Annotated in this window: 18 protein-coding genes, 1 pseudogene and 1 riboswitch; of the genes and pseudogenes, 9 read left to right on the forward strand and 10 right to left on the reverse strand. The window is 48.4% G+C overall.

Annotation, left to right across the window (positions count from 1 at the left end):
* The first annotated feature begins 103 nt into the window (after positions 1-103).
* The 3 genes and pseudogenes from AC5YBZ_RS06525 to AC5YBZ_RS06535 all read left to right on the forward strand — a co-directional run bounded on the left by AC5YBZ_RS06525 (position 104) and on the right by AC5YBZ_RS06535 (position 3,790).
* Positions 104-853 (forward strand): electron transfer flavoprotein subunit beta/FixA family protein, encoded by a 750-nt coding sequence (locus AC5YBZ_RS06525; protein ID WP_494519516.1) that lies wholly within the window; start codon positions 104-106, stop codon positions 851-853.
* Positions 853-1,776 (forward strand): electron transfer flavoprotein subunit alpha/FixB family protein, encoded by a 924-nt coding sequence (locus AC5YBZ_RS06530; RefSeq protein ID WP_494519515.1) that lies wholly within the window; start codon positions 853-855, stop codon positions 1,774-1,776. The genes AC5YBZ_RS06525 and AC5YBZ_RS06530 overlap by 1 nt, the downstream gene beginning before the upstream one ends.
* 149 nt (positions 1,777-1,925) lie before the next feature.
* Positions 1,926-2,142, forward strand: a riboswitch (Lysine riboswitch).
* 78 nt (positions 2,143-2,220) lie between these two features.
* Positions 2,221-3,790, forward strand: a pseudogene (locus tag AC5YBZ_RS06535) (Na+/H+ antiporter NhaC family protein).
* An 81-nt stretch (positions 3,791-3,871) separates the two neighbouring features.
* Here AC5YBZ_RS06535 and AC5YBZ_RS06540 read toward each other — a convergent pair.
* A complete protein-coding gene (locus tag AC5YBZ_RS06540) occupies positions 3,872-6,004 on the reverse strand; it encodes a M3 family metallopeptidase (RefSeq protein ID WP_494519513.1) in 2,133 nt (710 codons plus the stop codon).
* A 269-nt stretch (positions 6,005-6,273) separates the two neighbouring features.
* On the opposite strand from AC5YBZ_RS06540, the gene AC5YBZ_RS06545 reads away from it, so the two are divergent.
* Positions 6,274-6,852: a thymidine kinase gene (locus AC5YBZ_RS06545; protein WP_494519512.1), complete on the forward strand. Its 579-nt coding sequence runs from the start codon at positions 6,274-6,276 to the stop codon at positions 6,850-6,852.
* Between the two features lie 115 nt (positions 6,853-6,967).
* Here AC5YBZ_RS06545 and AC5YBZ_RS06550 read toward each other — a convergent pair whose 3' ends face one another.
* The 8 genes from AC5YBZ_RS06550 to AC5YBZ_RS06585 form a co-directional block, all read right to left on the reverse strand.
* Positions 6,968-7,624 carry a 3-oxoacid CoA-transferase subunit B gene (locus AC5YBZ_RS06550; RefSeq protein WP_494519511.1) on the reverse strand — a complete coding sequence of 219 codons (657 nt, stop codon included), beginning with the start codon at positions 7,622-7,624 and terminating at the stop codon, positions 6,968-6,970.
* Between the two features lie 11 nt (positions 7,625-7,635).
* Positions 7,636-8,343 carry a CoA transferase subunit A gene (locus tag AC5YBZ_RS06555; protein WP_494519510.1) on the reverse strand — a complete coding sequence of 236 codons (708 nt, stop codon included), beginning with the start codon at positions 8,341-8,343 and terminating at the stop codon, positions 7,636-7,638.
* Positions 8,344-8,411: 68 nt separating this feature from the next.
* Positions 8,412-9,320: a hydroxymethylglutaryl-CoA lyase gene (locus tag AC5YBZ_RS06560; RefSeq protein WP_494519509.1), complete on the reverse strand. Its 909-nt coding sequence runs from the start codon at positions 9,318-9,320 to the stop codon at positions 8,412-8,414.
* 2 nt (positions 9,321-9,322) lie between these two features.
* On the reverse strand, positions 9,323-11,356 hold the full coding sequence (locus AC5YBZ_RS06565; protein ID WP_494543591.1) for an acetyl/propionyl/methylcrotonyl-CoA carboxylase subunit alpha: 2,034 nt from the start codon (positions 11,354-11,356) through the stop codon (positions 9,323-9,325).
* A gap of 54 nt (positions 11,357-11,410) precedes the next feature.
* Entirely contained in the window at positions 11,411-12,217 is an 807-nt protein-coding gene (locus tag AC5YBZ_RS06570) for an enoyl-CoA hydratase-related protein (protein ID WP_494519507.1), read from the reverse strand.
* Between the two features lie 45 nt (positions 12,218-12,262).
* A complete protein-coding gene (locus tag AC5YBZ_RS06575; RefSeq protein WP_494519506.1) occupies positions 12,263-13,870 on the reverse strand; it encodes a carboxyl transferase domain-containing protein in 1,608 nt (535 codons plus the stop codon).
* Positions 13,871-13,964: 94 nt separating this feature from the next.
* Complete coding sequence (locus tag AC5YBZ_RS06580) at positions 13,965-15,134, reverse strand: isovaleryl-CoA dehydrogenase (RefSeq protein ID WP_494519505.1); 1,170 nt, start codon at positions 15,132-15,134, stop codon at positions 13,965-13,967.
* A 119-nt stretch (positions 15,135-15,253) separates the two neighbouring features.
* Entirely contained in the window at positions 15,254-15,652 is a 399-nt protein-coding gene (locus AC5YBZ_RS06585; protein ID WP_494519504.1) for a MerR family transcriptional regulator, read from the reverse strand.
* A gap of 284 nt (positions 15,653-15,936) precedes the next feature.
* Here AC5YBZ_RS06585 and AC5YBZ_RS06590 point away from each other — a divergent pair, with 284 nt between their 5' ends.
* The 3 genes from AC5YBZ_RS06590 (at position 15,937) to AC5YBZ_RS06600 (ending at position 18,649) form a co-directional block, all read left to right on the forward strand.
* A complete protein-coding gene (locus AC5YBZ_RS06590; RefSeq protein ID WP_494519503.1) occupies positions 15,937-17,841 on the forward strand; it encodes a propionyl-CoA synthetase in 1,905 nt (634 codons plus the stop codon).
* A gap of 302 nt (positions 17,842-18,143) precedes the next feature.
* Positions 18,144-18,362, forward strand: coding sequence for a hypothetical protein (locus AC5YBZ_RS06595; RefSeq protein WP_494543592.1), 219 nt, complete (start codon positions 18,144-18,146; stop codon positions 18,360-18,362).
* A 95-nt stretch (positions 18,363-18,457) separates the two neighbouring features.
* Entirely contained in the window at positions 18,458-18,649 is a 192-nt protein-coding gene (locus AC5YBZ_RS06600) for a DUF3185 family protein (protein ID WP_475516953.1), read from the forward strand.
* Positions 18,650-18,778: 129 nt separating this feature from the next.
* Here the strand turns inward: AC5YBZ_RS06600 and AC5YBZ_RS06605 are convergent, their stop codons facing one another.
* On the reverse strand, positions 18,779-19,777 hold the full coding sequence (locus AC5YBZ_RS06605) for an NADP-dependent oxidoreductase (RefSeq protein ID WP_494543593.1): 999 nt from the start codon (positions 19,775-19,777) through the stop codon (positions 18,779-18,781).
* Positions 19,778-20,104: 327 nt separating this feature from the next.
* Between AC5YBZ_RS06605 and AC5YBZ_RS06610 the strand changes: the two genes are divergently transcribed.
* Together AC5YBZ_RS06610 and gnd are read left to right on the forward strand one after the other, a co-directional pair.
* Positions 20,105-20,545, forward strand: a complete 441-nt coding sequence (locus AC5YBZ_RS06610; protein ID WP_494543707.1) for a MarR family winged helix-turn-helix transcriptional regulator — start codon at positions 20,105-20,107, stop codon at positions 20,543-20,545.
* Positions 20,546-20,781: 236 nt separating this feature from the next.
* Entirely contained in the window at positions 20,782-22,323 is a 1,542-nt protein-coding gene (gene gnd, locus AC5YBZ_RS06615) for an NADP-dependent phosphogluconate dehydrogenase (RefSeq protein ID WP_494543594.1), read from the forward strand.
* Positions 22,324-22,340 lie beyond the last annotated feature (17 nt).

Here is a 22,340-nt window from a genome sequence, read left to right on the forward strand (position 1 = left end):
TTGTTGACGTTAACGTCAACAGCACGTAAAGTGGCTTAAGTTTGTGATAGTTTTGCTATGCACTTTTTTATTCAACATAAAAAGATGGTAAGAAGGAAGCCTTATGAAAGTATTGGTGCCAGTTAAACGCGTCGTCGATGCCAATGTGAAAGTCAGGGTGAATGCTGACAATAGCAATGTCGATACCGCAAATCTTAAAATGGCGATTAACCCATTTTGTGAAATTGCTGTAGAAGAAGCGGTTCGGTTAAAAGAAGCGGGTATTGTCACTGAAATCGTCGTGGCAACCATAGGCCCTAAGGCTGCACAAGAGCAATTGCGCACCGCTATGGCGTTAGGCGCTGATCGTGGTGTGCATGTGGAAACCGACGAAGCACTTGAACCGCTGTCGATTGCCAAGTTACTCAATGCGATTCAGACTCAAGAGCAAGCACAGCTTATTTTACTGGGCAAGCAATCTATTGATGGCGATAACAATCAGACAGGTCAGATGCTGGCAGCATTGGCAGGCATGCCACAAGCGACTTTTGCTTCTGAGGTGAAGGTTGAGGGAGAAACTGTCTTGGTGACACGTGAAATTGACGGCGGACTACAATCGCTGAAAATGCCACTGCCAGCCATCATTACGACAGATCTACGTTTAAATGAGCCTCGTTACGCCAAATTACCCAATATCATGAAAGCGAAACGTAAACCACTAGAGACAATAACGGTCGAGAGTCTTGGTGTTGAGCTAAAGTCACATCAAACCGTACTAAAAGTCACTCCACCTGCACAGCGTAAGGCGGGCGTGATGGTGGCTTCTGTTGAGGAGCTGGTTGAAAAGCTAAAAAATGAAGCGAAGGTGATCTAATGGCGATTCTAGTAATAGCAGAACATGATAACGCGAGTTTAAAACTAGACACGGCTAAAGTGGTTTCGTGTGCACAACAAATTGGTCGCGATGTAGACTTATTAGTCGCAGGTGAAAACTGTGCACCAGTGGTCGAGGCTGCTAAGCAATTGAGCGGTGTGCGCAGTGTATTAGTGGCAGACAATGCGGCTTATGCCCACGGTATCGCCGAGAACTTAGGGGCACTAGTGGTCTCTATCGCCAACGATTATCAACATATTTTGGCTTCAGCATCGAGTTTAGGTAAAGATGTTTTACCGCGCGTAGCAGCCTTACTTGATGTGTCGCAACTGTCTGAAGTGGTTGAAGTTGTCAGTGAAGATACCTTTGTTCGGCCAATCTATGCAGGCAGTGCCATGGCTACCGTGCAGAGTGTAGATGCCATCAAAGTGATGACGGTGCGCGTGAGTGCATTTGACGCTGTGAGTAATGATGGCGCGGCAGCCGAGCAGACCCTTGGTGGTGTTTTTACCAGTAATGTTGAATTTGTTTCACAAACATTGACCGAATCAGAGCGCCCAGATTTAGGCGCGGCATCGGTTGTGGTGTCGGGCGGTCGTGCAATGGGCAGTGCTGAGAATTTTGCAATGTTAGAGCAACTTGCCGATAAACTGGGGGGGGCTTTAGGGGCATCTCGTGCAGCAGTAGATGCGGGCTATGTGCCTAACGATCTGCAAGTTGGGCAAACCGGTAAGATTGTTGCCCCAGATCTGTACATTGCTGTTGGTATTTCGGGCGCGATTCAACACTTGGCAGGGATGAAAGACTCTAAGGTGATTGTGGCCATCAACAAGGATCCAGAGGCGCCTATTTTCCAAGTGGCCGATTATGGTTTAGAAGCGGATCTGTTTGATGCAGTACCTAAGTTAGTAGAGCTTCTTTAGTAAGTTGTAAACACTTGGTGAATATCTTGGTGTTCATTTAAAACTTAGTGTGATATGGATCACGTTGGCCGGCTTTGAGGTAGCATCCTTAAAGCCGCTTGTGTTTCTATGTGCGTCACGCCTGCCGATAGTGAAATTGGTCAGGCGTCCTGAGACGTAGAGGTGCATTAAATATTAGTAGTATTCGTTAGGGTGATGCCGTACAGCGAATAGGAAAGGATTTAATGCCGAAGTGGTCGAGTTCATCAAAGCTCACTGCTGGGGCTGTCATCGAATAGAGGCAGCACTGCCATAGTGCTTTTTATCCGGAATGATAAAAAGAAGGTATACCGACAACTGGTATCACTATGGAGCGCTACTGATAGGACAGGTGTAATATCTTTTGCTATATCCCACCAGTTCAGTTGCCCTCCATTCGTAATTTAACGAAGACAATATAAAACAATGACGACTTTGAGTTACGCCGATTCGGCGCTTTCCTTGCTGCCCCCTGTGGTGGCTATTTTGCTGGCGATTTTTACTCGTCGAGTATTACTTTCGCTTGGGGTGGGGATCCTACTTGGGGCTGTGCTTATCACCGATTATTCCTTCGGTGACACGGGACAATATCTCGCTAAGCAGGTGACGGGGTTATTTTGGGCCGATGGCGCCCTCAATAGTTGGAATGTCTATCTGCTTGGGTTCCTTATCTTGTTGGGGATGATCACCGCATTGATCACTGTCAGCGGCGCTGCTAAGGCGTTTGCCAATTGGGCACGTCAGCATATTCGCAATAAACGTGATGCTAAGCTATTGACCATGTTTTTAGGTTGCGTGGTATTTATTGACGATTATTTTAATAGCTTAGTTGTCGGCAGCGTGGCAGAGTCCGTTAACCGATCGCTATTACATTTCACGCAGTAAATTGGCCTACCTGCTGGATTCGACCGCAGCGCCTATCTGTGTTATCTCACCCGTGTCGAGTTGGGGGGCATATATTATTGCGCTGATTGGCGGCATTTTAACGGCACATGGTTTTGCTGATACAGGGCATCTAAGCGTGTTCATTCAGATGATCCCGATGAACTTCTACGCTATCTTTGCGCTGTTACTCCTATTGTGTGTCGCCTTTATGGGGCTCGATGTTGGCCCGATGCGTCAGCATGAGCTTAACGCCCAAAAAGGTCATCTTTATGATGAGTCTAAAGGATTACCACCTGGAGCCAATAGCGATCTGCCTGAGGCCGATTCGGGTAAAATATCAGGGCTATTTTTACCCATCACAGTACTCGTTGGCGCCACTATCTATTATATGGTCAGCAGCGGAGCAGACGCGTTAGCCGCGGATAACTTGCCATTTACCTTAATTGGCGCCTTTGAAAAAACCGATGTGGCTTCATCACTGTTTTTTGGGGCGATCATTGGCCTAGTGGCCACATTGCTGTTAGTTCTCAGTCAAGGTTTAGATAAATCATTAATCCTTAAAGGGATGATAGCAGGTGCACGTTCTATGTTACCTGCTATCTATATCTTACTGTTTGCTTGGACCATTGCCGGTGTGATTGGTCAGATGGAAACGGGTAAATATATGGCCAGCCTAGCCACAGGTAATATCCCCTTTGCGTTACTGCCTGCGGTATTATTTATTCTGGCCGGATTGACCGCGTTTTCAACGGGGACTAGCTGGGGCACGTTCGGCATCATGTTGCCGATTGCCGCCGATATGGCCATGGGCACGCACACCAATATGATGCTTCCCATGCTGGCTGCAGTATTAGCGGGTGCGGTATTTGGCGATCATTGCTCACCGATCTCCGATACCACTATTTTGTCGTCAACAGGCGCTAATTGTCATCACATTGACCATGTATTAACTCAGCTACCTTACGCGCTTATTGTGGCAGGGATAAGCTTAGGTGGCTATGTGGTGCTCGGCTTTACCGAATCGCTGGCTGCAGGCTTAGGTGCCAGTAGTGTGCTGTTTGTGATAAGTGTGGTTGTACTTCGCTATCAAGCTGCTAAACCAACGATATAATCATGAGCCGCTAAGGCGAAATCAGTGATAAAAAATGCCGCTAATCATAGCGGCATTTTTATGGGCGTTGCATGAGTTGCTTTAGTTTAAACCGCGTCGCTTAAGTAGCGCTTCTGTTGTAGGCGCTTGCCCTCGGAATGCTTTGTAGGCTTCCATCGGTGGCACGCTGTTGCCCACTTCGCGTATCGTCTTGCGGTACTTCATGCCAATGTCGCGATTTAGACCACCTTGGGTCTGTACATAAGCAAAAGCATCTGCCGCTAAGATCTCACTCCACATGTAGGCATAATAGCTAGCTGAATATCCACCTGGGAAGGCATGAGCAAAATAAGTGGATTTGTAACGTGGTGGAACGGCAGCGATATTGATGCCATGTTTTTCCAGCGCTTTAGCTTCGAAACTCGCTACATCTTGTAATGGTGCGTCTGCAGGTAGTGAATGCCACTCTAAATCTACTAATGCGGCTGCCATATACTCCAGCGTATCGAAACCTTGATTGAAGCTGCGTGATTTAAGTAATTTCTGCAGCAGTTCATCAGGGATCACTTCACCTGTCTCATAGTGTTTAGCATAGTTAGCTAACACTTTTGGATGGGCAGCCCAATCTTCTTCGAAGGTTGATGGGAACTCGACAAAATCACGCGAGACCGCAGTGCCTGAAAGGCTAGGGTAGGTGACCTTAGAGAACATGCCGTGAGTACCATGGCCCAATTCGTGGAACATAGTGGTCACTTCATCGTAGCTCACAAAAGTGGCTTCACCCTCTGGTGCCTTTTTGATGTTCATCACGTTAACGACAACCGGCTTACTGTTGAGCAGTTTTGATTGTGCTACAAATGAGCTCATCCATGCACCGCCACGCTTACCTTCACGGGCAAAGTAATCGCCGTAGAAAATAGCCATCGAAGTCCCATCTGCATCAAACATCTCATAGGCTTTTACATCTTCATGATACACAGGAAGATCGGGGCGCGGCTTAAAGGTGACGCCGTAAAGCGATTCAAGCGTGAAAAATACGCCGTCAGTCAATACTCGATTGAACTCGAAATAAGGCTTGATAGAGCTTTCATCAAGATTAAACTTTTCTTGACGTACCTTTTCGGCGTAAAAGGCCCAATCCCATGGCGCTAGAGTAAAATCGCCACCGGTTTTATTGATCATCGCCTGAATATCGTCGGCTTCTTTTTGAGTGTTAGCGACAACAGCTGGCACCATAGAGCCAAACATTTGGTAAACCGCTTCGGGATTTTTAGCCATTTGCGGTGCTAGGCGATAGTCAGCCCAGCTCTTGTAACCTAGCAACTCAGCGCGTTCGGCGCGAAGTTGTGCGAGGCGAGCAACAAGTGAAGCGGTTTCGTTTTCACCACTCATCCCTCGAGTTGATGAGGCTTGCCATACTCGTTGGCGTAACTGACGGTTTTCAAGTTTAGCTAATACAGGTTGGCGCGTAGTATTGGTGATACTAAGCAGGTATTTGCCTTCATGGCCTTGAGCCGCTGCATCGGCTTTAGCAGCGCGAATTTCACTGTCAGACAAGCCCGCTAATTGATTGACATCATCAATAACCACCGCAATCTCTTTGGTCAGGCGCATTAGGCGCTGGCTAAATTCATTGGTCAGTGTCGATTGTTCTTCATTTAAGACGCGAATTTTTGCTTTTTGCTCATCGGTCAATTTGGCACCAGCCATCACAAAGCGTTGGTGATAAACCTCGATAAGACGCACTTCTTCATTCGTCAAACCTAAGCTATTGCGCTGTTGATAGAGGCTGTCGATACGGGCAAATAATGGCGCGTTAAGGTGAATATTATCGGAATGAGCGGCCATTTTAGGCGCCATTTCACCTTGGATTTTGCGCAGTGTTGGGTTGCTATCTGTACCCGCTAAGTTATAGAACACCTTTGAAGCACGGTTCAGCAGTTCGCCACTGGTTTCTAATGCAACTATGGTGTTTTCAAATGTCGGCGCCGCGCTATTATTGGCAATCGTGAGTACTTGTTGATAATGCTCTTTGATACCTTGATCTAGTGCGGGCTGAAAATGTTCATCTTTGATGATGTTAAAATCGGGCGCTTGGTATTGCAGCGAACTGGCTTGCATTAATGGGTTTTGAGTTTGCACCGCTGCGGCAGCAGGCGCTTGAGTTTCATTGAGTGAGCAGCCTGTAAGGGCAATGGTGGCCGCGATTGACGCAGCAAGTAATGTTTTGCGCATGTTTATAAAAACCTTCAATTGTTGTTTTGTTATTATTTATACACGTCCAACGTAGCAAAGCTGGGTTAAAATTGTCTGAAATGACGATAAGTTTGCTAAGTTGTTTTACTCAAATGTAATGGGCAACAATACCATTATTTGGCTTTGCGAGGGAAGAGTCTGGGATGTTTTCTAGCTCACAAGAGCGCAAATTGGGTTAGTTTATAGCTACGAAACACGATTAATTAGTGTTAAAATCTGCGCTCAAAATAATCATAGGAATAACTCAGTTGGCGCAGCTCTATTTTTACTACTCTGCGATGAACGCAGGTAAGTCGACCTCTTTACTTCAGTCATCTTATAATTATCGCGAGCGCGGTATGCACACTTTGGTGATGACAGCGTCGATTGACGATCGCTATGGCATTGGTAAAGTGGCGTCACGTATCGGGATTGAAACTGACGCTCAAGTGTTCAGTGCTAGCGATAATTTATCCTCGATGATAATGAGCGCCCATCAAGAACAACATTTACACTGTATCTTAATCGACGAATCACAGTTTCTCAGTAAAGAGCAGGTAAAGCAGTTAACCTATGTGGTGGATATTTTAGATATTCCCGTTCTGTGTTATGGCCTGAAAACCGATTTCCAAGGTGAGTTATTTAGTGGTAGCCAATATTTGCTTGCCTGGGCCGATAAGTTAGTCGAGTTAAAAACCATTTGTCATTGTGGTCGTAAGGCCAATATGGTGGTGCGCCTAGATGGTGAAGGTAAACCAATGAAAGAGGGTGAACAGGTGGCTATTGGTGGTAACGAAAGTTATGAGTCTGTATGCCGTAAACACTTTCGCGAGTTTTTGTGGGACTAATCAGTTTCACTGATCCAGCACTCATAAAAAGGTTACCTCGCGAGGTAACCTTTTTTGTAGGGGATTTTAAGCTGTAACTCTTAGACCTGTAACTATTAGAGTAGGCATTTAGATCCTAAAACACCATCTCAGGTACATGCTCTGGCACGATTAGCTTACCCGCCGTTTTCTCAATGATCTCTTCGACACTCACCCCTGGTGCGCGCTCCAGTAGATGGAAGGCGCCATCTTTAATCTCGACAAAAGCCAAATCGGTCAATACCCGTTTAATACAGCCATAACCTGTGAGCGGTAGCTCGCATTTAGGCAGTAACTTTGAGTTACCGTATTTGTCGGCATGCATCATGGTGACGATGATATTGTCCGCGCCAGCTACTAAATCCATGGCACCGCCCATGCCTTTGATTAGTTTGCCTGGGATCATCCAAGAGGCGATTGAGCCATTAACATCGACTTCAAAAGCGCCAAGCACGGTTAGATCCACATGACCGCCACGGATCATCGCAAAACTCTCGGCCGATGAGAAAAAAGATGCGCCCGGTACTGCCGTTACCGTTTGTTTACCCGCATTAATTAGATCCGCATCTATGGTCTCTTCCGTTGGGAATTCGCCCATGCCAAGCAGGCCGTTTTCCGATTGCAGCATCACTGCCATCCCATCGGGAATATAGTTAGCGACTAAGGTGGGAATACCAATGCCTAAATTGACGTAAAAGCCATCTTGTAGCTCTTGGGAAACACGTTGTGCTAGTTGTTCTCTTGATAACGCCATGGTGTTTCCTCCTATTTAGTGGCTGCTTTGACGGTACGTTGCTCGATGCGCTTCTCGAACGTGCCTTGGATCACGCGATCGACATAGATACCTGGGGTATGGATATGATCTGGGTCGAGTTCCCCCGGCTCAACGATATGCTCGGCTTCTACCACGGTAATCTTACCCGCGGTGGCCATCATAGGGTTGAAGTTAGCGGCGGTTTTACGGAACACCAAGTTACCCATGGTATCGGCTTTCCAGGCGCGGACTAAGGCAAAATCTGCTTTCAGTGCTGGTTCTAATACATAGTGACGACCATCGATTTCGCGTGTTTCTTTGCCTTCAGCGACGGGGGTGCCATAACCTGTGGCGGTAAAGAATGCGGGGATACCTGCGCCGCCCGCGCGGATTTTTTCCGCTAATGTACCTTGAGGCGTCAAGATAACATTGAGTTCGCCAGAGAGCATCTGCTGCTCAAAAGTGGCGTTTTCACCCACATAAGAGGCGATCATGGTGCTGATCTGACGGCTCTTGAGTAGCAAGCCTAAACCAAAGTCATCGACGCCAGCGTTGTTTGAAATCGCAGTGAGTCCAGTCGTGCCCATTTTAACCATTTGAGCAATGAGTCCTTCAGGAATACCACACAATCCAAATCCACCGACCATGACGGTCATGTTGTCTTCAAGGCCGTGTAATGCTGCTTCGTAGCTGCTAACCAGCTTATTGAGTCCTGCCATTATTATTATCTCCTGTGAGAGGTGCTAGGCTAGGCGCCGAGCATCTTTTCTTCTAGTCGCGCCTTAAGTTATTCGGTCAGCGCGAGGGCTACTTTTGCGCCACTGGTTCTGCCCAGCGCTCGGCTAATCGTATTGCCCGCCTCTATTAAGCTTGGTAAATCAACGCCTGTTTCTATGCCTAAACCGTGCAGCATGTAAACCAGATCTTCTGTCGCCAAGTTACCCGATGCGCCTTTGGCATAAGGGCATCCCCCCAGACCTGCGACCGAGCTGTCGATAACGCTTACGCCCGTTTCTAAACAGGCGAGAATATTAGCCAGTGCTTGGCCATAAGTATCATGAAAATGCAGCGCCAGTTTATCTATGGGGACTTTCTGCGCTACCGCCTCCACCATTTTACGGGCGTTAACTGGCGTGCCAACACCGATAGTGTCGCCGAGTGAGATCTCATAGCAGCCCATTTTGTAAAGAAGTTCTGCCACTCTCGCGACTTCACTTACGGCAATATCACCTTCATAGGGACAGCCTAGAACACAAGATACATAGCCGCGTACGGCGATGTTTTTGGCTTTAGCAGCCTCTATCACTGGGATAAAACGCTCGATAGACTCTTCAATTGAACAGTTGATATTACGCTGGCTGAAGCTCTGTGAAGCGGCGCCAAAGATGGCCACTTCGTCTGCGCCAGCGTCAAGCGCAAGTTCCAGCCCTTTTAAATTGGGTGTAAGCGCGCTGTAGACTACGCCACTGCGTTTATTGAGCCGCTTAAAAATATCCGCTGAATCGGCCATTTGCGGCACCCATTTCGGTGACACAAAGCTGCCCGCCTCGATGCGTTTTAGCCCAGCCACGGCTAACTGGTCGATAAGGATAAGCTTGTCAGCCGTAGTGACTGCTTGCTCGTTTTGCAGGCCATCGCGGGCGCCAACCTCAAAAAGGCTTACCTTACTTGGGTATCTGCCAAGGCTAGTGGACATGATTAAGCCTCCTCACTAGCGCTGACATCGGCAAGCACTGCGCCATCGCTGACCAGCTCGCCAGGCTCAAAGAAGAAGGCGGTAACTGTGCCATTAAACGGTGCTTCTATGGTGTATTCCATCTTCATCGCTTCCATCACCATTAAGCCTTGGCCTTGTTCAACCTTATCGCCTACTGCAACAAGATGGGTCACGATAGTGCCATTCATGGGGGCTTTAAGTTTATCTTCGATGCTACCTTGGTCTTCAACAATTTCAGTTTGAATCGCGCGGTAATGATAGCTGCCAGAGGGTAAAAACAGCGTAAAATCATCACCTTCTCGGCTCACAGGGATCTTGCTCTTATGACCATTAATCTCCGCGTGCAGCAGATCTTGTTTAAGCTCACCGCTGAGCGTCAGTGTTTGATCGTTAAAATTGAGATAATAACTATCACCCACTTGGCTGAGGGTTAAGTGCTGTATTTGATGTTGGTCGTCCAGCAGGGTGAGCTGGTGAACACCGCTGCGGTTAAGCCTAAAACCACTCACTTGGCCCCAAGGAGAGTAGGGATCATTGCTATTGGTGGCGGTGAGTTTTGCCAGCTCTTTTTGGGCACAAAGGTGGTATAGGGCAGCAAAGGCGAGGGCGCTATTTTGCTCTTTGCTGCTCTCAGCATCTAAGTTAGTACCAATTAAGGTGTCACCGTAACGCTCTATAAAATCGGTGCTAAAGTTGGCATCACTAAAGGCTTGATGTTCGGTGATATTCGCTAAGAACTCGATATTATGTTTCAGACCGCTAATTTGATAAGACTCAAGTGCGTGCACTAAGCGTTGCAGTGCCCGTGGACGAGACTCGTCCCATACAATTAATTTCGCGATCATGGGATCGTAAAAGTTACTGATCACATCGTTTTCACGAATGCCTGAGTCGATACGCACATAGCGGCTTTGCTCGGGCTCGCGCAAGAAGTTCAGCTTACCGCTAGCAGGTAAAAACGCATTTTGCGGATCTTCGGCGTAAATACGCGCTTCAAACGAGTGACCGTGAATACGCACTTCATCTTGCTTCAGTGGTAACTCACTGCCACTGGCCACCATTAGCTGCCATTTGACTAAGTCTTGGCCTGTAACCATCTCGGTGACGGGATGCTCAACCTGCAAGCGGGTATTCATCTCCATAAAATAGAAGCTACTTGCCTCGTCGGTAGCATGGGTGTCGAGTAGAAACTCGACCGTACCGGCGCCGACATAATCAATCGCTTTAGCGGCAGCAACGGCTGCTTCACCCATGGCACGACGAAGGCTGTCCGTTAAACCCGGTGCTGGAGCCTCCTCGACCACTTTTTGGTGGCGACGTTGAATGGAGCAGTCACGGTCGGAGAGGTAGATACAGTTGCCTTGAGTGTCGGCAAACACTTGCACTTCGACATGACGAGGCTGTCTTAAGTAGCGCTCAATCAATAATTTATCGTTACCAAACGAAGATGCCGCTTCACGGCGGGCTGAGTTAATCGCGCCCAGCGCTTCCTTTTCAGACTCGACGATTCGCATCCCTTTACCACCGCCGCCATAGGCCGCTTTGATCAGTTGCGGAAAGCCTATCTCTTTCGAGGCTTGAAGTAAGGTTGCATCACTTTGGTCGTCACCGTGGTAGCCCGGTACTAATGGCACATTGGCTTTTTCCATGATGATCTTAGCCGCACTTTTGCTGCCCATGGCATCGATGGCGTCGGCGCCTGGGCCAATGAAGGCGATGCCAGCTTGTTCACACTGGCGTGCAAAGTAGGCATTTTCAGATAGAAAGCCATAACCCGGATGAACGGCCTGAGCGCCGCTGCGCTTTGCGATCTCTAGGATCAGATCGCCTTTTAGGTATGACTCACTCGGTGCGCTACCGCCTAAGTAGAAAGACTCATCGGCCATCGCCACATGACGCGCGTCTTTATCGGCATCGGAATAGAGGGCGACAGTTTTTACCCCCATGGCATTGGCGGTCTTGATAATGCGACAAGCAATTTCGCCGCGGTTGGCAATCAGTAGTTTAGTAAACATGTTAGCGAACTCCCGCGCTTGGCTTGGCAATAGGGTCATTATTCATTGTGGTGTTCATATCGCTTTCCAATCTGGGCTACGTTTATCGAAAAAGGCATTTAGCCCCTCTTGACCTTCATCAGATACACGAATACGGGCGATGCGCTCACTGGTGTAGCTCAATGTATCGTCATCGATAACGCCATCTTCTAAGCGTGACAACAAGGTTTTTACCCATGCCATACCTTGTGGGCTATTGCTTAACAGGGCGGCGATAATGGGTGCTGCTGCAGCGTCGAGATCATCAGCTATCTCATGGATAACATTGAGCTTTAACGCTGTTTCTGCATTAAAACGCTCGGCGGTGAGCATGTAGCGGCGTGAGGCGCGTTGCCCCATGGCGCGTACCACGTAAGGGCTGATCACTGCGGGAATTAATCCAAGCTTGACTTCGCTTAGGCAAAAGCTGGCGCGCTCGTTGGCGATCGCGATATCGCTTGCGCAGATAAGGCCTAGTGCGCCACCAAAGGCAGCTCCTTGTACCAGCGCAATAGTCGGTTTAGGGAACTTATCCAATGTATGCATCAAGGTGGCGAGCTCATTGGCATCGGCCAAGTTTTGCTCAAAATCCATCATGGCTTGTTTGCGCATCCAGTTAAGATCGGCGCCAGCGCTAAAGTTTTTGCCATTGGCCTTGAGCACTAAGACTTGGCAATCGTCATTGCTAGCAAAACTATCCAGTGCTGCGATCATCTCGCTAATCATCACCTCATCGAAGGCGTTATGTTTGTCGGCGCGGTTAAGCACCATCTCGCCGACGCCATTGTTTAGGGCGCAGCTGAGGTATTGAAATTGAGTGTCTAGTGTTGTCTTGTCGGTCATGTTTGCATCCTCTGCCTAAGTTAAGAAATCGAAGTTGATGGCCGCTTACATGCGGAACACACCAAACTTGGTTTCTTGAACTGGGGCATTTAGGGCGGCAGACAAGGCTAAGCCGACAACATCGCGTGTTTGGGCTGGATCGATAATGCCATCATCCCAAAGGCGAGCGCTGGCATGGTAAGGGTGACCCTCTTTGTCATATTGCTCGACGATTGGCGCGCGAAACGCCGCTTCATCCTCGCTTGACCACTCAAGGCCTTTACGCGTGAGTCCATCACGGCGAACGGTAGCCAATACGCCAGCGGCTTGTTCACCGCCCATCACAGAGATGCGCGCATTTGGCCACATCCACATCATGGTGGGTTCAAAGGCTCGACCGCACATACCGTAGTTACCCGCGCCGTAGCTGCCGCCAATAATCACGGTAAATTTAGGCACGTTGGCACAAGAGACCGCGGTGACCATCTTAGCGCCGTGTTTGGCTATGCCTTCATGTTCGTATTTTTTACCCACCATAAAGCCGGTGATATTTTGCAGGAACAGCAGCGGGATCTTGCGCTGACAACAAAGCTCGATAAAGTGAGCCCCTTTTTGCGCCGACTCAGAGAATAAGATGCCGTTGTTGGCCACAATACCCACGGGATAGCCATGAATACGGGCAAAACCGCACACGAGTGTCGCGCCATAGTTCGCCTTGAACTCATCGAAATCTGAGTCATCGACGATACGGGCGATCACCTCTTTGACATCGAATGGCTTCTTCAGATCTGTGCCGACAATGCCGTAGAGCTCATTAATATCAAATTTAGGTGGTTTGGCTGGGCTTAATAAGCTTTCAATCTGTTTGTTGTGATTGAGACGTGTCATGGCTTTACGGGCAAGTTCGAGGGCGTGCTCATCGTTTTGGGCCAAGTGATCGGCAACGCCAGATATTTTGGTGTGTACTTCGGCGCCGCCAAGCTCTTCTGCCGACACCTCTTCACCGGTTGCCGCCTTAACTAATGGTGGGCCAGCCAAGAAGATAGTGCCTTGCTCTTTAACGATAATGGACTCATCGGCCATGGCTGGCACGTAAGCGCCACCTGCGGTGCACAAGCCCATGACCACCGCAATTTGAGGAATGCCTAATGCTGACATCTGTGCTTGGTTATAGAAGATACGCCCAAAATGATCGCGATCGGGGAACACCTCATCTTGACGTGGCAGGTTAGCGCCACCCGAATCGACTAAGTAGATACAGGGCAGGTGGCAACGCTTAGCAATATCTTGCGCGCGCAGATGCTTTTTGACGGTCAGCGGATAGTAGGTGCCGCCTTTAACCGTGGCATCGTTGGCGATCACCATACACTCGACGCCACTGACTCTGCCTATACCGGCGATGATCCCTGCTGCGGGCACCACTTCGTCATACACCTCATAGGCGGCAAATTGGGATATCTCTAAAAACGGCGAGCCAGAGTCGAGTAGCTTCTCGACGCGCTGGCGAGGCGACAATTTGCCGCGAGCAAGATGACGTTCCATAGCGACGGCGCCGCCACCTTGTTCAATTTCAGCGAGTTTGAGCTTGAGATCGGCCACGACACTGGCCATCTGTTGATGTTTGGTTTTGAACTCATCGCTGCGAGGATTGATTCGACTACTCAGTTGCGTCACGTCAATGTTCCTTTTGTAAACTGTGATGGTGTCTGATGAGGCGTTGGCACTCATCAAAGGCCGAGCGATCTCTCGGCCATCAATAAGCGATTAACTATTTAGATTCGTTAAATAGCTCGCGGCCAATTAGCATGCGGCGAATTTCTGAGGTGCCAGCGCCAATTTCATACAACTTAGCATCACGCAGTAGGCGACCCGCAGCATATTCGTTGACATAGCCGTTACCGCCGAGCAGTTGAATCGCATCGAGTGCCATTTTGGTAGCGAGTTCGGCAGAGTAGAGAATCGCGCCTGCGGCGTCTTTGCGAGTCGTCTCACCACGGTCGCAAGATTTAGCGACGTTATAGATATAAGATTTTGCCGCGTTCATGCCGGTATACATGTCGGCCAACTTGCCCTGAACTAGCTGGAACTGGCCGATAGATTTACCAAACTGCTCACGCTCGTGGATGTATGGCACCACGATATCCATACAGGCTGTCATGATCCCAAGTGGGCCACCAGACAAGACCACGCGCTCGTAGTCTAGGCCGCTCATCAGAACTTTTACGCCGTTGTTGAGTCCGCCTAAGATGTTTTCTTCTGGGACTTCACAATCTTCAAAGACCAATTCACAGGTGTTTGAACCGCGCATGCCCAGTTTGTCCAGCTTCTGTGCCTGGCTAAAGCCTTTGGAACCGCGCTCGACGATAAATGCGGTGATCCCGTGGGGGCCTTTATCTAGGTCAGTTTTAGCGTAGATCACATAGGTGTGGGCGTCGGGCCCATTGGTGATCCACATCTTGTTGCCGTTGAGGATATAGCGGTCACCCTCTTTGCGTGCGTGCAGTTTCATTGAAACCACATCAGAACCAGCATTAGGTTCACTCATGGCCAAGGCACCAATATGCTCGCCGCTCACCAGTTTCGGCAGATACTTAGCCTTCTGCTCGGCGTTGCCGTTGCGATTAATTTGGTTAACACACAGGTTAGAGTGCGCGCCATAGCTAAGGCCAATAGACGCCGATGCACGCGAAATCTCTTCCATCGCCACTACGTGGGCGAGATAACCCATGTCGGCGCCGCCGTATTCTTCAGGCACAGTGACGCCTAACAAGCCCATGTCACCCAGCACGGGCCAGAGCTCGTTAGGGAAGGCGTTTTCCTGATCGACTTTAGCGGCGATAGGAGCAATTTCATTGGCGGCGAAACTCTGCACTGCATCACGCAGCATATCGACATCTTCACCGAGACCAAAATTAAGAGAGGAGTAGAGTTGAGTCATTGTTATATCCTACAGGTCTGATTTTTTTATAATTATTTTAGTATGTTAGTGTTGTTTTTTGTAATACTTTATGGCTTATCAACTGCTTGTGTTAATTCTGTATGGTTATGTATCCAGGATTACTGTTGTTGTAGTTCAAGTGCCGCGCGGCATTGCTGCTCGGCAGAATTGAGCTCCATCAATACCACCTTGATGTCGTCCATCTGCTGCTGAAGAGCGGTCTTTTTCTCTTCGACAAGATCGAGCATGGTGTGTAGCTGGGTGCTGCTGTTTTTGTCGGCGTCATAAAGCTCAAATAAACGGCGGGTTTCGGCTAGAGAAAAGCCAAGTCGCTTACCGCGTAAAATCAGTTTTAGGCGTACTCTGTCCTTGAGACCATAGATGCGGGTTTGCCCACGACGCTTAGGTTTTAGCAGCCCCTGATCTTCATAAAAACGGATACTACGGGTGGTTATATCGAACTCTTTTGACAGATCGCTAATGGAATAAGTCATCTGGGTGGTGTGTTTGTCGCTCATCAAAAAAATACCATAACAATTAACATTGCTAGAACGATATATGAAGTTTACGTAAAGGTAAAGATTTTAGGCGGTAAAATGTACGAAGTACGCATGCCTATACTAATAAGTTAAATATTAACAATCATTTAGCTTGTTAATTGAGTGGCCATTATGCAAAGGTCTAATGGGCAAAGGCGCGCCGTGTCTCATAATGCTTTTACTGGCCCTCGTCGCTTTAGGGGGCAAAACGGAGTGATCAGTAACCGATATGGGCGCTACCCATGTCATTCGGAGAGAGGCAAATGAAGGCGTTACATAACCAATTACATCAACAATCTATTGAAAACCCAAATGAGTTTTGGGCCGATGCCGCCCAAGCAATCAATTGGGTTAAACCATTCGACACCGTACTCGATGACGTAAATGCACCCATGTATCGCTGGTTCAGTGGTGGCGAAATCAATACCTGTTACAACGCCGTTGACCGCCATGTAGAGGCAGGGCGTGGTGAGCAGGTGGCGATTCAATATGTCAGCCCGATCACCGATACCGAATATGGCGTTACGTACAATGAGCTGCAAGCTCAAGTGAGTCGCCTTGCAGGTTACATGGCAAACCAAGGTGTGACTAAGGGCGATAGAGTGATCATCTATATGCCGATGATCCCCGAAACCGCCTATGCCATGTTGGCTTGTGCACGACTCGGTGCCATCCATTCGGTGGTGTTTGGTGGTTTTGCCGCCAATGAGCTGGCGACGCGTATTAATGATGCCAAGCCGAAAATGATCTTATCGGCATCGTGTGGTATCGAGCCCTCTGGTGTGGTGGCGTATAAGCCGTTACTTGACGACGCACTGGCTCAAGCGACCCATCATGTGGAGCAATGCCTTATTCTCAACCGCCATCAATTGCATGCTGATTTAGTTGATGGCCGCGATGTGGATTGGCAATCGGCCATGGTGGATGCGCCCAATATCGATTGTCAACCAGTGGAGGCGACCGATCCTTTATATGTGCTTTATACCTCTGGAACCACAGGTCAGCCTAAAGGCGTAGTACGCGACAACGGCGGCCATGCTGTGGCGCTCGCGTGGTCGATGAAAAATATTTATGACATACATGCTGGTGATGTGTTTTGGGCGGCATCGGATGTCGGTTGGGTGGTGGGGCACTCCTACATAGTGTATGGTCCATTGCTGGTGGGGGCGACAACGCTATTATTTGAAGGCAAGCCAGTGGGCACCCCAGATCCGGGGATTTTCTGGCGTACCATTGCTAAATATCAGGTGAAGAGCTTCTTTACTGCACCGACCGCCATTCGTGCCATTAAGCGCGACGATCCTGATGGTGACTTCTTAAAAGATGTTGATTTAAGTTGTCTACAGACGGTGTTTTTAGCTGGTGAACGCTGCGATCCCGATACTTTACATTGGGCTGAGCAGAAGCTGAACAAACCCGTTATCGATCATTGGTGGCAAACCGAGACGGGCTGGCCAGTGGCCGCCAACATGATGGGCACTGCGCCTGTGCCGGTTAAGGCGGGCTCCCCTGCATTAGCGGTACCGGGTTATGATGTGCAAGTGGTTGACGAGATGGGCGAGCGCGTTGCTGCTAATCAAACTGGCAATGTGGTGATCAAACTGCCACTACCACCAGGCACCTTGGCGACCCTTTGGCAAAATGAGGCGCGATATAAGGAAAGTTACTTGTCCATGTACCCTGGTTTCTATCTTACTGGCGATGCGGGTTATATGGATGAAGAGGGATACTTATACATTATGAGTCGTATCGACGACATCATTAATGTTGCCGGGCACCGTTTATCGACCGGCCGTTTTGAAGAGGTATTGTGTCAACACGAAGCCGTGGCTGAAGCGGCGGTTATCGGCGTTGACGATAAGCTTAAAGGGCAGGTGCCGCTGGGGTTAGTGGTACTTAAAAAAGGCTGCACCTTAAGTGATGAGCAACTGCATAAAGAGCTGACAGCCCTTGTGCGCGAGCAGATTGGCCCTGTGGCCGCGTTTAGGTTAGTCAGTGCCGTGCCTAAATTACCTAAGACACGCTCGGGCAAGATTTTACGCGGTACTATGCGTAAAATTGCCGATAATCAGACCTTTAATATGCCAGCGACCATTGAAGATCCTTATACATTAGAGCTAGTTCGTAATGTATTAACCCGGATGGGCTATGCCGATGCCCATGTATAAGGCTGGTGATTAAGCTTGTATGAAAAGGGCCATCTGGCCCTTTTCCTTTTTAGCCCTAGCCCTTCAGTAGTTGGCGACACAAGCCCAGTGTGTAAATCGATATCTTTATCTGCGTATGTCAAAAAGCGCCACGGGTACCACTTGGCGCGTCAGGTTTGATGCGCAATATGTTGCAACGTTCATTGGGGGCAGGCGGCTTTCATCTCTTTTGGCACTATTGGAATCCGATATGGGGCTATTACTTATCTCTACACGTGATGAAGCCTTTAAGCTAAGTTCTCTCCAAAGGGGTGGCTTCGGTTGTGACGACTAGCGTCAGTGGTGCACTGCACGATGTTGCTGTTATATTGGTCACCTGGCAGTTGATTTTCTTTTTTACCCCAGGGTTTACATTGATGGGGATTATGGTGATAGTGTCTAAGCAGTTTAAATTGTCATACGCCAGTTATCATTGGATGGTTAGGGCTTGTTTTAACATGGTATTTGTTGGCGGCAGTCTACTGCTTGTCCGTTGGGGTTAACACATTGCGTCGAGTTAACTGTCTTTACACGCGAGTCAGTTTTTATGTGTTGTCGCCAATATCGAATGGTTGAAAATAAAGGATACAGATTCATGATGATCAATAAAGTCATTGGTATTGCGCTTATTCTTGTTGGCGTGGCGTTGGCTGTGTGGGGTTATAACATTTATGATTCGGCAAGCTCGCAGATCAGTCGAGCGTTCAGCGGCGATACCCCACTAGAAGCGTGGGCAGGTATGGTGGGCGGCGGGTTATGCGTCTTTGTCGGATTATTAAAGGTAAAATAATCCCTGACAGCTGGTAGATTAAAGCCTGTTTTAGGCCCTGTTTTAGGCTTTATTGTCTGATAACTAAAACTCAAAAAAGCCGACTTTTAACTAGTCGGCTTTTTAGTTTACGACTTTTTATTCAGCCGTTTAAGAGAGTTTAACCACCATCTTACCGCGGTTTTTACCTTCGAACAGGCCGATAAATGCCGCAGGGGCTTGCTCGATACCTTCATAGATAGTTTGCTCGGCTTTCACTTTACCATTAGCTAACCATTGCCCCATCTGCTGGGTAAACTCTGGATAATGTTCCCAGTGCTCAAATACGATAAAGCCCTGAATTTTTAGCTTTTTCATAATAATATAAGCAAGGTTACTCGGCCCAGGTGTTGGCGCGGTATCATTGTACTGGGCAATCATGCCACACACGGCGATACGGCCATGATCGTTCATATTATCCAGCGCTGCGGCTAAGTGCTCACCACCGACGTTTTCAAAATACACATCGACACCTTGAGGCGCAGCGGTGCGCAGTGCGGCGCTTAAGTCGGTTGTGGTTTTGTAATTAATCACCTGCTCAACGCCCATGGCTTTGAGGCTCGCGGCTTTTTCGTCAGATCCCACAGAGGCGACCACTTTGGCCCCCATTAACAAACCGAGTTGACAAGCCACGCTACCCACAGCGCCAGAAGCGGCCGATACAAACAGGGTTTCACCTGCTTTGAGCTCGGCGATACGGTTTAAACCTGTCCATGCTGTCATGCCTGGCATGCCTAATACGCCAAGAAAGTGAGACTCACATAAAGGGGTTGTAGGTAAAATGGTGTGGTCGCTACCGTCGGTCACATAATGTGTGCGCCAACCATTCATGCTGCTCACTTTACAGCCAACAGGGAAGTCGGCGTGCTTTGACGCTATGACTTCGCCGATGGCACCACCTTCAAGCACTTCGCCTAAGGCGAACGGTGCGATATAACTTTCTCTGTCAATCATGCGGCCGCGCATGTATGGGTCAACTGACATCCACAGGTTTTTGACTAAAAACTGACCTTGCTGTAACTCAGGTAGGGTGACTTGAGTTAAGGCGAAATTGGCTGCCGTTGGCATACCCTCTGGGCGAGATTGGAGTAAAATGTGTTGTGCTTGCATGAAAATCCTCATTTTGCTTTGTGCGCTAACTAATTGTGGTAAACTCTACTCTCAAAGCCTGAGTAATGCAAATAGTTTGCGCGCAAACTAAATATCGGTGTTAAGAGAAACCCATATACGGTTTGCTATTGTAGGCATGCATTTATACCGTTTTATGGGTATAGAATACCTAAAATGAATGGGTTGAGTTTTTCTGGCGCATTTTGATCCTCCATTTTTATAATTACTTTTTCAGTGAATAACGAGTTTAAGGGCAACCCAGTGGCGAGCAAATCAGTGACAAGCACATCAGACAACCTATCTCCTAGCGCTGCTAAAAACACTGCGATGGCAACGACCTCAACAGTGAAACCTGCATTGTCAGATAATGTCTGTTTTGCCTTATATACTGCCGCGAACGCCCTAGTGCGGGCCTATCGCCCACTGCTAGAACAGTGTGATTTAACTTATCCTCAATACCTAGTAATGCAAGCATTGTGGTTACACGATGGCGCCAGTTTGACGGATCTTTCTCAATCGACACGCCTCGATTTAGGCACCTTGACCCCCATAGTTAAGCGTCTGGAAGGTAAGGGATTGGTGGCGCGGACGATCGACAGTCGCGACGAGCGTAAAAAAGTGATTAATGTGACATTAGCGGGCGCGGCGTTGAAACAAGCTGCCTTGGCGTTAACGCAGCAATTATTGGATAAGGTGAGCATTTCAGGTGCCAAGCTCGATGAAATGCGCGATCTGTGCCTCACATTGACGGCCCAGCTCAATCAGTAACGGACACGCTGGCGATTTACTGAAATACAGTGTTTTCTTCAGCGGCCAGTGATATTGGATAATACCTAGTCATTAAGTTACTCATTTTTGTATAATCATTATCAATTTATTGCTTGCTTAATATGAGCAATCGGCTTGTTAGTGTTTTCCTCTTTTTGGCCTAAGATGTGATTTAAATCGCGTGAACACCATCATTGGCAGGCTTCTTTCATCGCTTTTTTTGTGGGACACATGTAATGCAAAATCATTCAGAATTGCTCGATATTGGCATGATAGGCTTAGGTGTGATGGGAAAAAACCTCGCACTTAATATTGCCGACAACCACTATCTTGTGGCTGCGTTCGATTTAGATAATGACAAAGTTAATGGCTTACTGGCACAAGAACAACAAGAGCGCTTAGCCGGCCAGCCTCAGCGTATTAAAGGCTGTAATAATCTTTCTGAAATGTTATCCAATCTCACTAAACCCCGTATTGTGGTGTTATCTGTGCCCGCCGGGGAGCCTGTTGATGGCGTCTGCGGTGCCCTGATTGATGCGGGCATTGAAGCCGATGATATTGTCATTGATACAGGTAACAGCCTATGGACCGATACCGTCGCCCGTGAAGCCCATTATGCGGGGCAATTTATCTTTTTTAGCTGCGCCGTGTCAGGTGGTGAAATGGGCGCACGTTTTGGTCCATCATTGATGCCTAGTGGTGATATCAATGCCTGGGAGCATATTAAACCCATTTGGCAAGCGATAGCCGCTAAAGTGGATGCTGCAACGGGTTTACCTATTGAACGACAAGAGCCAGGTAATCCTGTTACAGAGGGCGAGCCCTGTACCACCTATATTGGCCCTGCTGGCGCAGGGCATTATGTCAAAATGGTACATAACGGTATCGAATATGCCGATATGCAGCTGATCTGTGAAGCTTATCTGTTGCTGTCAGATACCTGTAGCATGAGTGCCTTAGAGGTGAGTGAGGTCTTTTCGCGTTGGAACCAAGGCAGCCTCAATAGCTATTTGATGGAGATAAGTGCCGAGGTGCTGGCTCAGATCGATCCTTTAACAGACAAGCCATTAGTGGAGATGATCCTCGATAAAGCAGGACAAAAGGGCACCGGCTTGTGGACCGCGGTAAGCAGTTTACAGGTGGGTACTCCCGCGCCAACTATTGCAGAAGCCGTTTATGCCCGCGCAATGAGCACTCAAAAAACACAGCGTCAACAATTAAGCCAGTGTCTAGCGGGGCCAAGCAAGGCTGCGCTTACCGGCAGTGAGCGGACGACGTTTATCGAACAGTTAGAAAACGCCTTATATTGCGCCAAGATTGCTTGTTATGCACAAGGGTTTCAGTTGATGGCGATGATGGCTACCGAGAGAGGTTGGCAATTGGACTTTGCCGAAATTGCTAAGATATGGCGCGCTGGCTGTATTATTCGTGCCAAGTTTTTACAGTCGATCAGTGAGGCTTATCAAGCCGCGCAGGCACAAGGGGTGGAACTGAGCAACTTGTTGATGGCCGAGAGCTTTAGTGCAGCATTGTCAACCAAGCAGCTCGATTGGCGCAGGGCAGTGGCCCAAGCCGTGTTAAGCGGTGTGCCTGTACCCTGTATCGGCTCGGCATTGGCATATTATGACAGTTATCGTTGTGACACCTTGCCTGCTAACCTATTACAAGGTCAACGTGACTTCTTCGGTGCCCATAGTTTTGAGCGAGTTGATACTCCAGTAGGGGAAAAATATCACCTTAATTGGAGCCACAAGCCACGTACGTTAGTGAAGTTATAGCCAATAGTTATGACATC

The sequence above is a fragment of the Shewanella sp. 553 genome, from assembly GCF_059338375.1.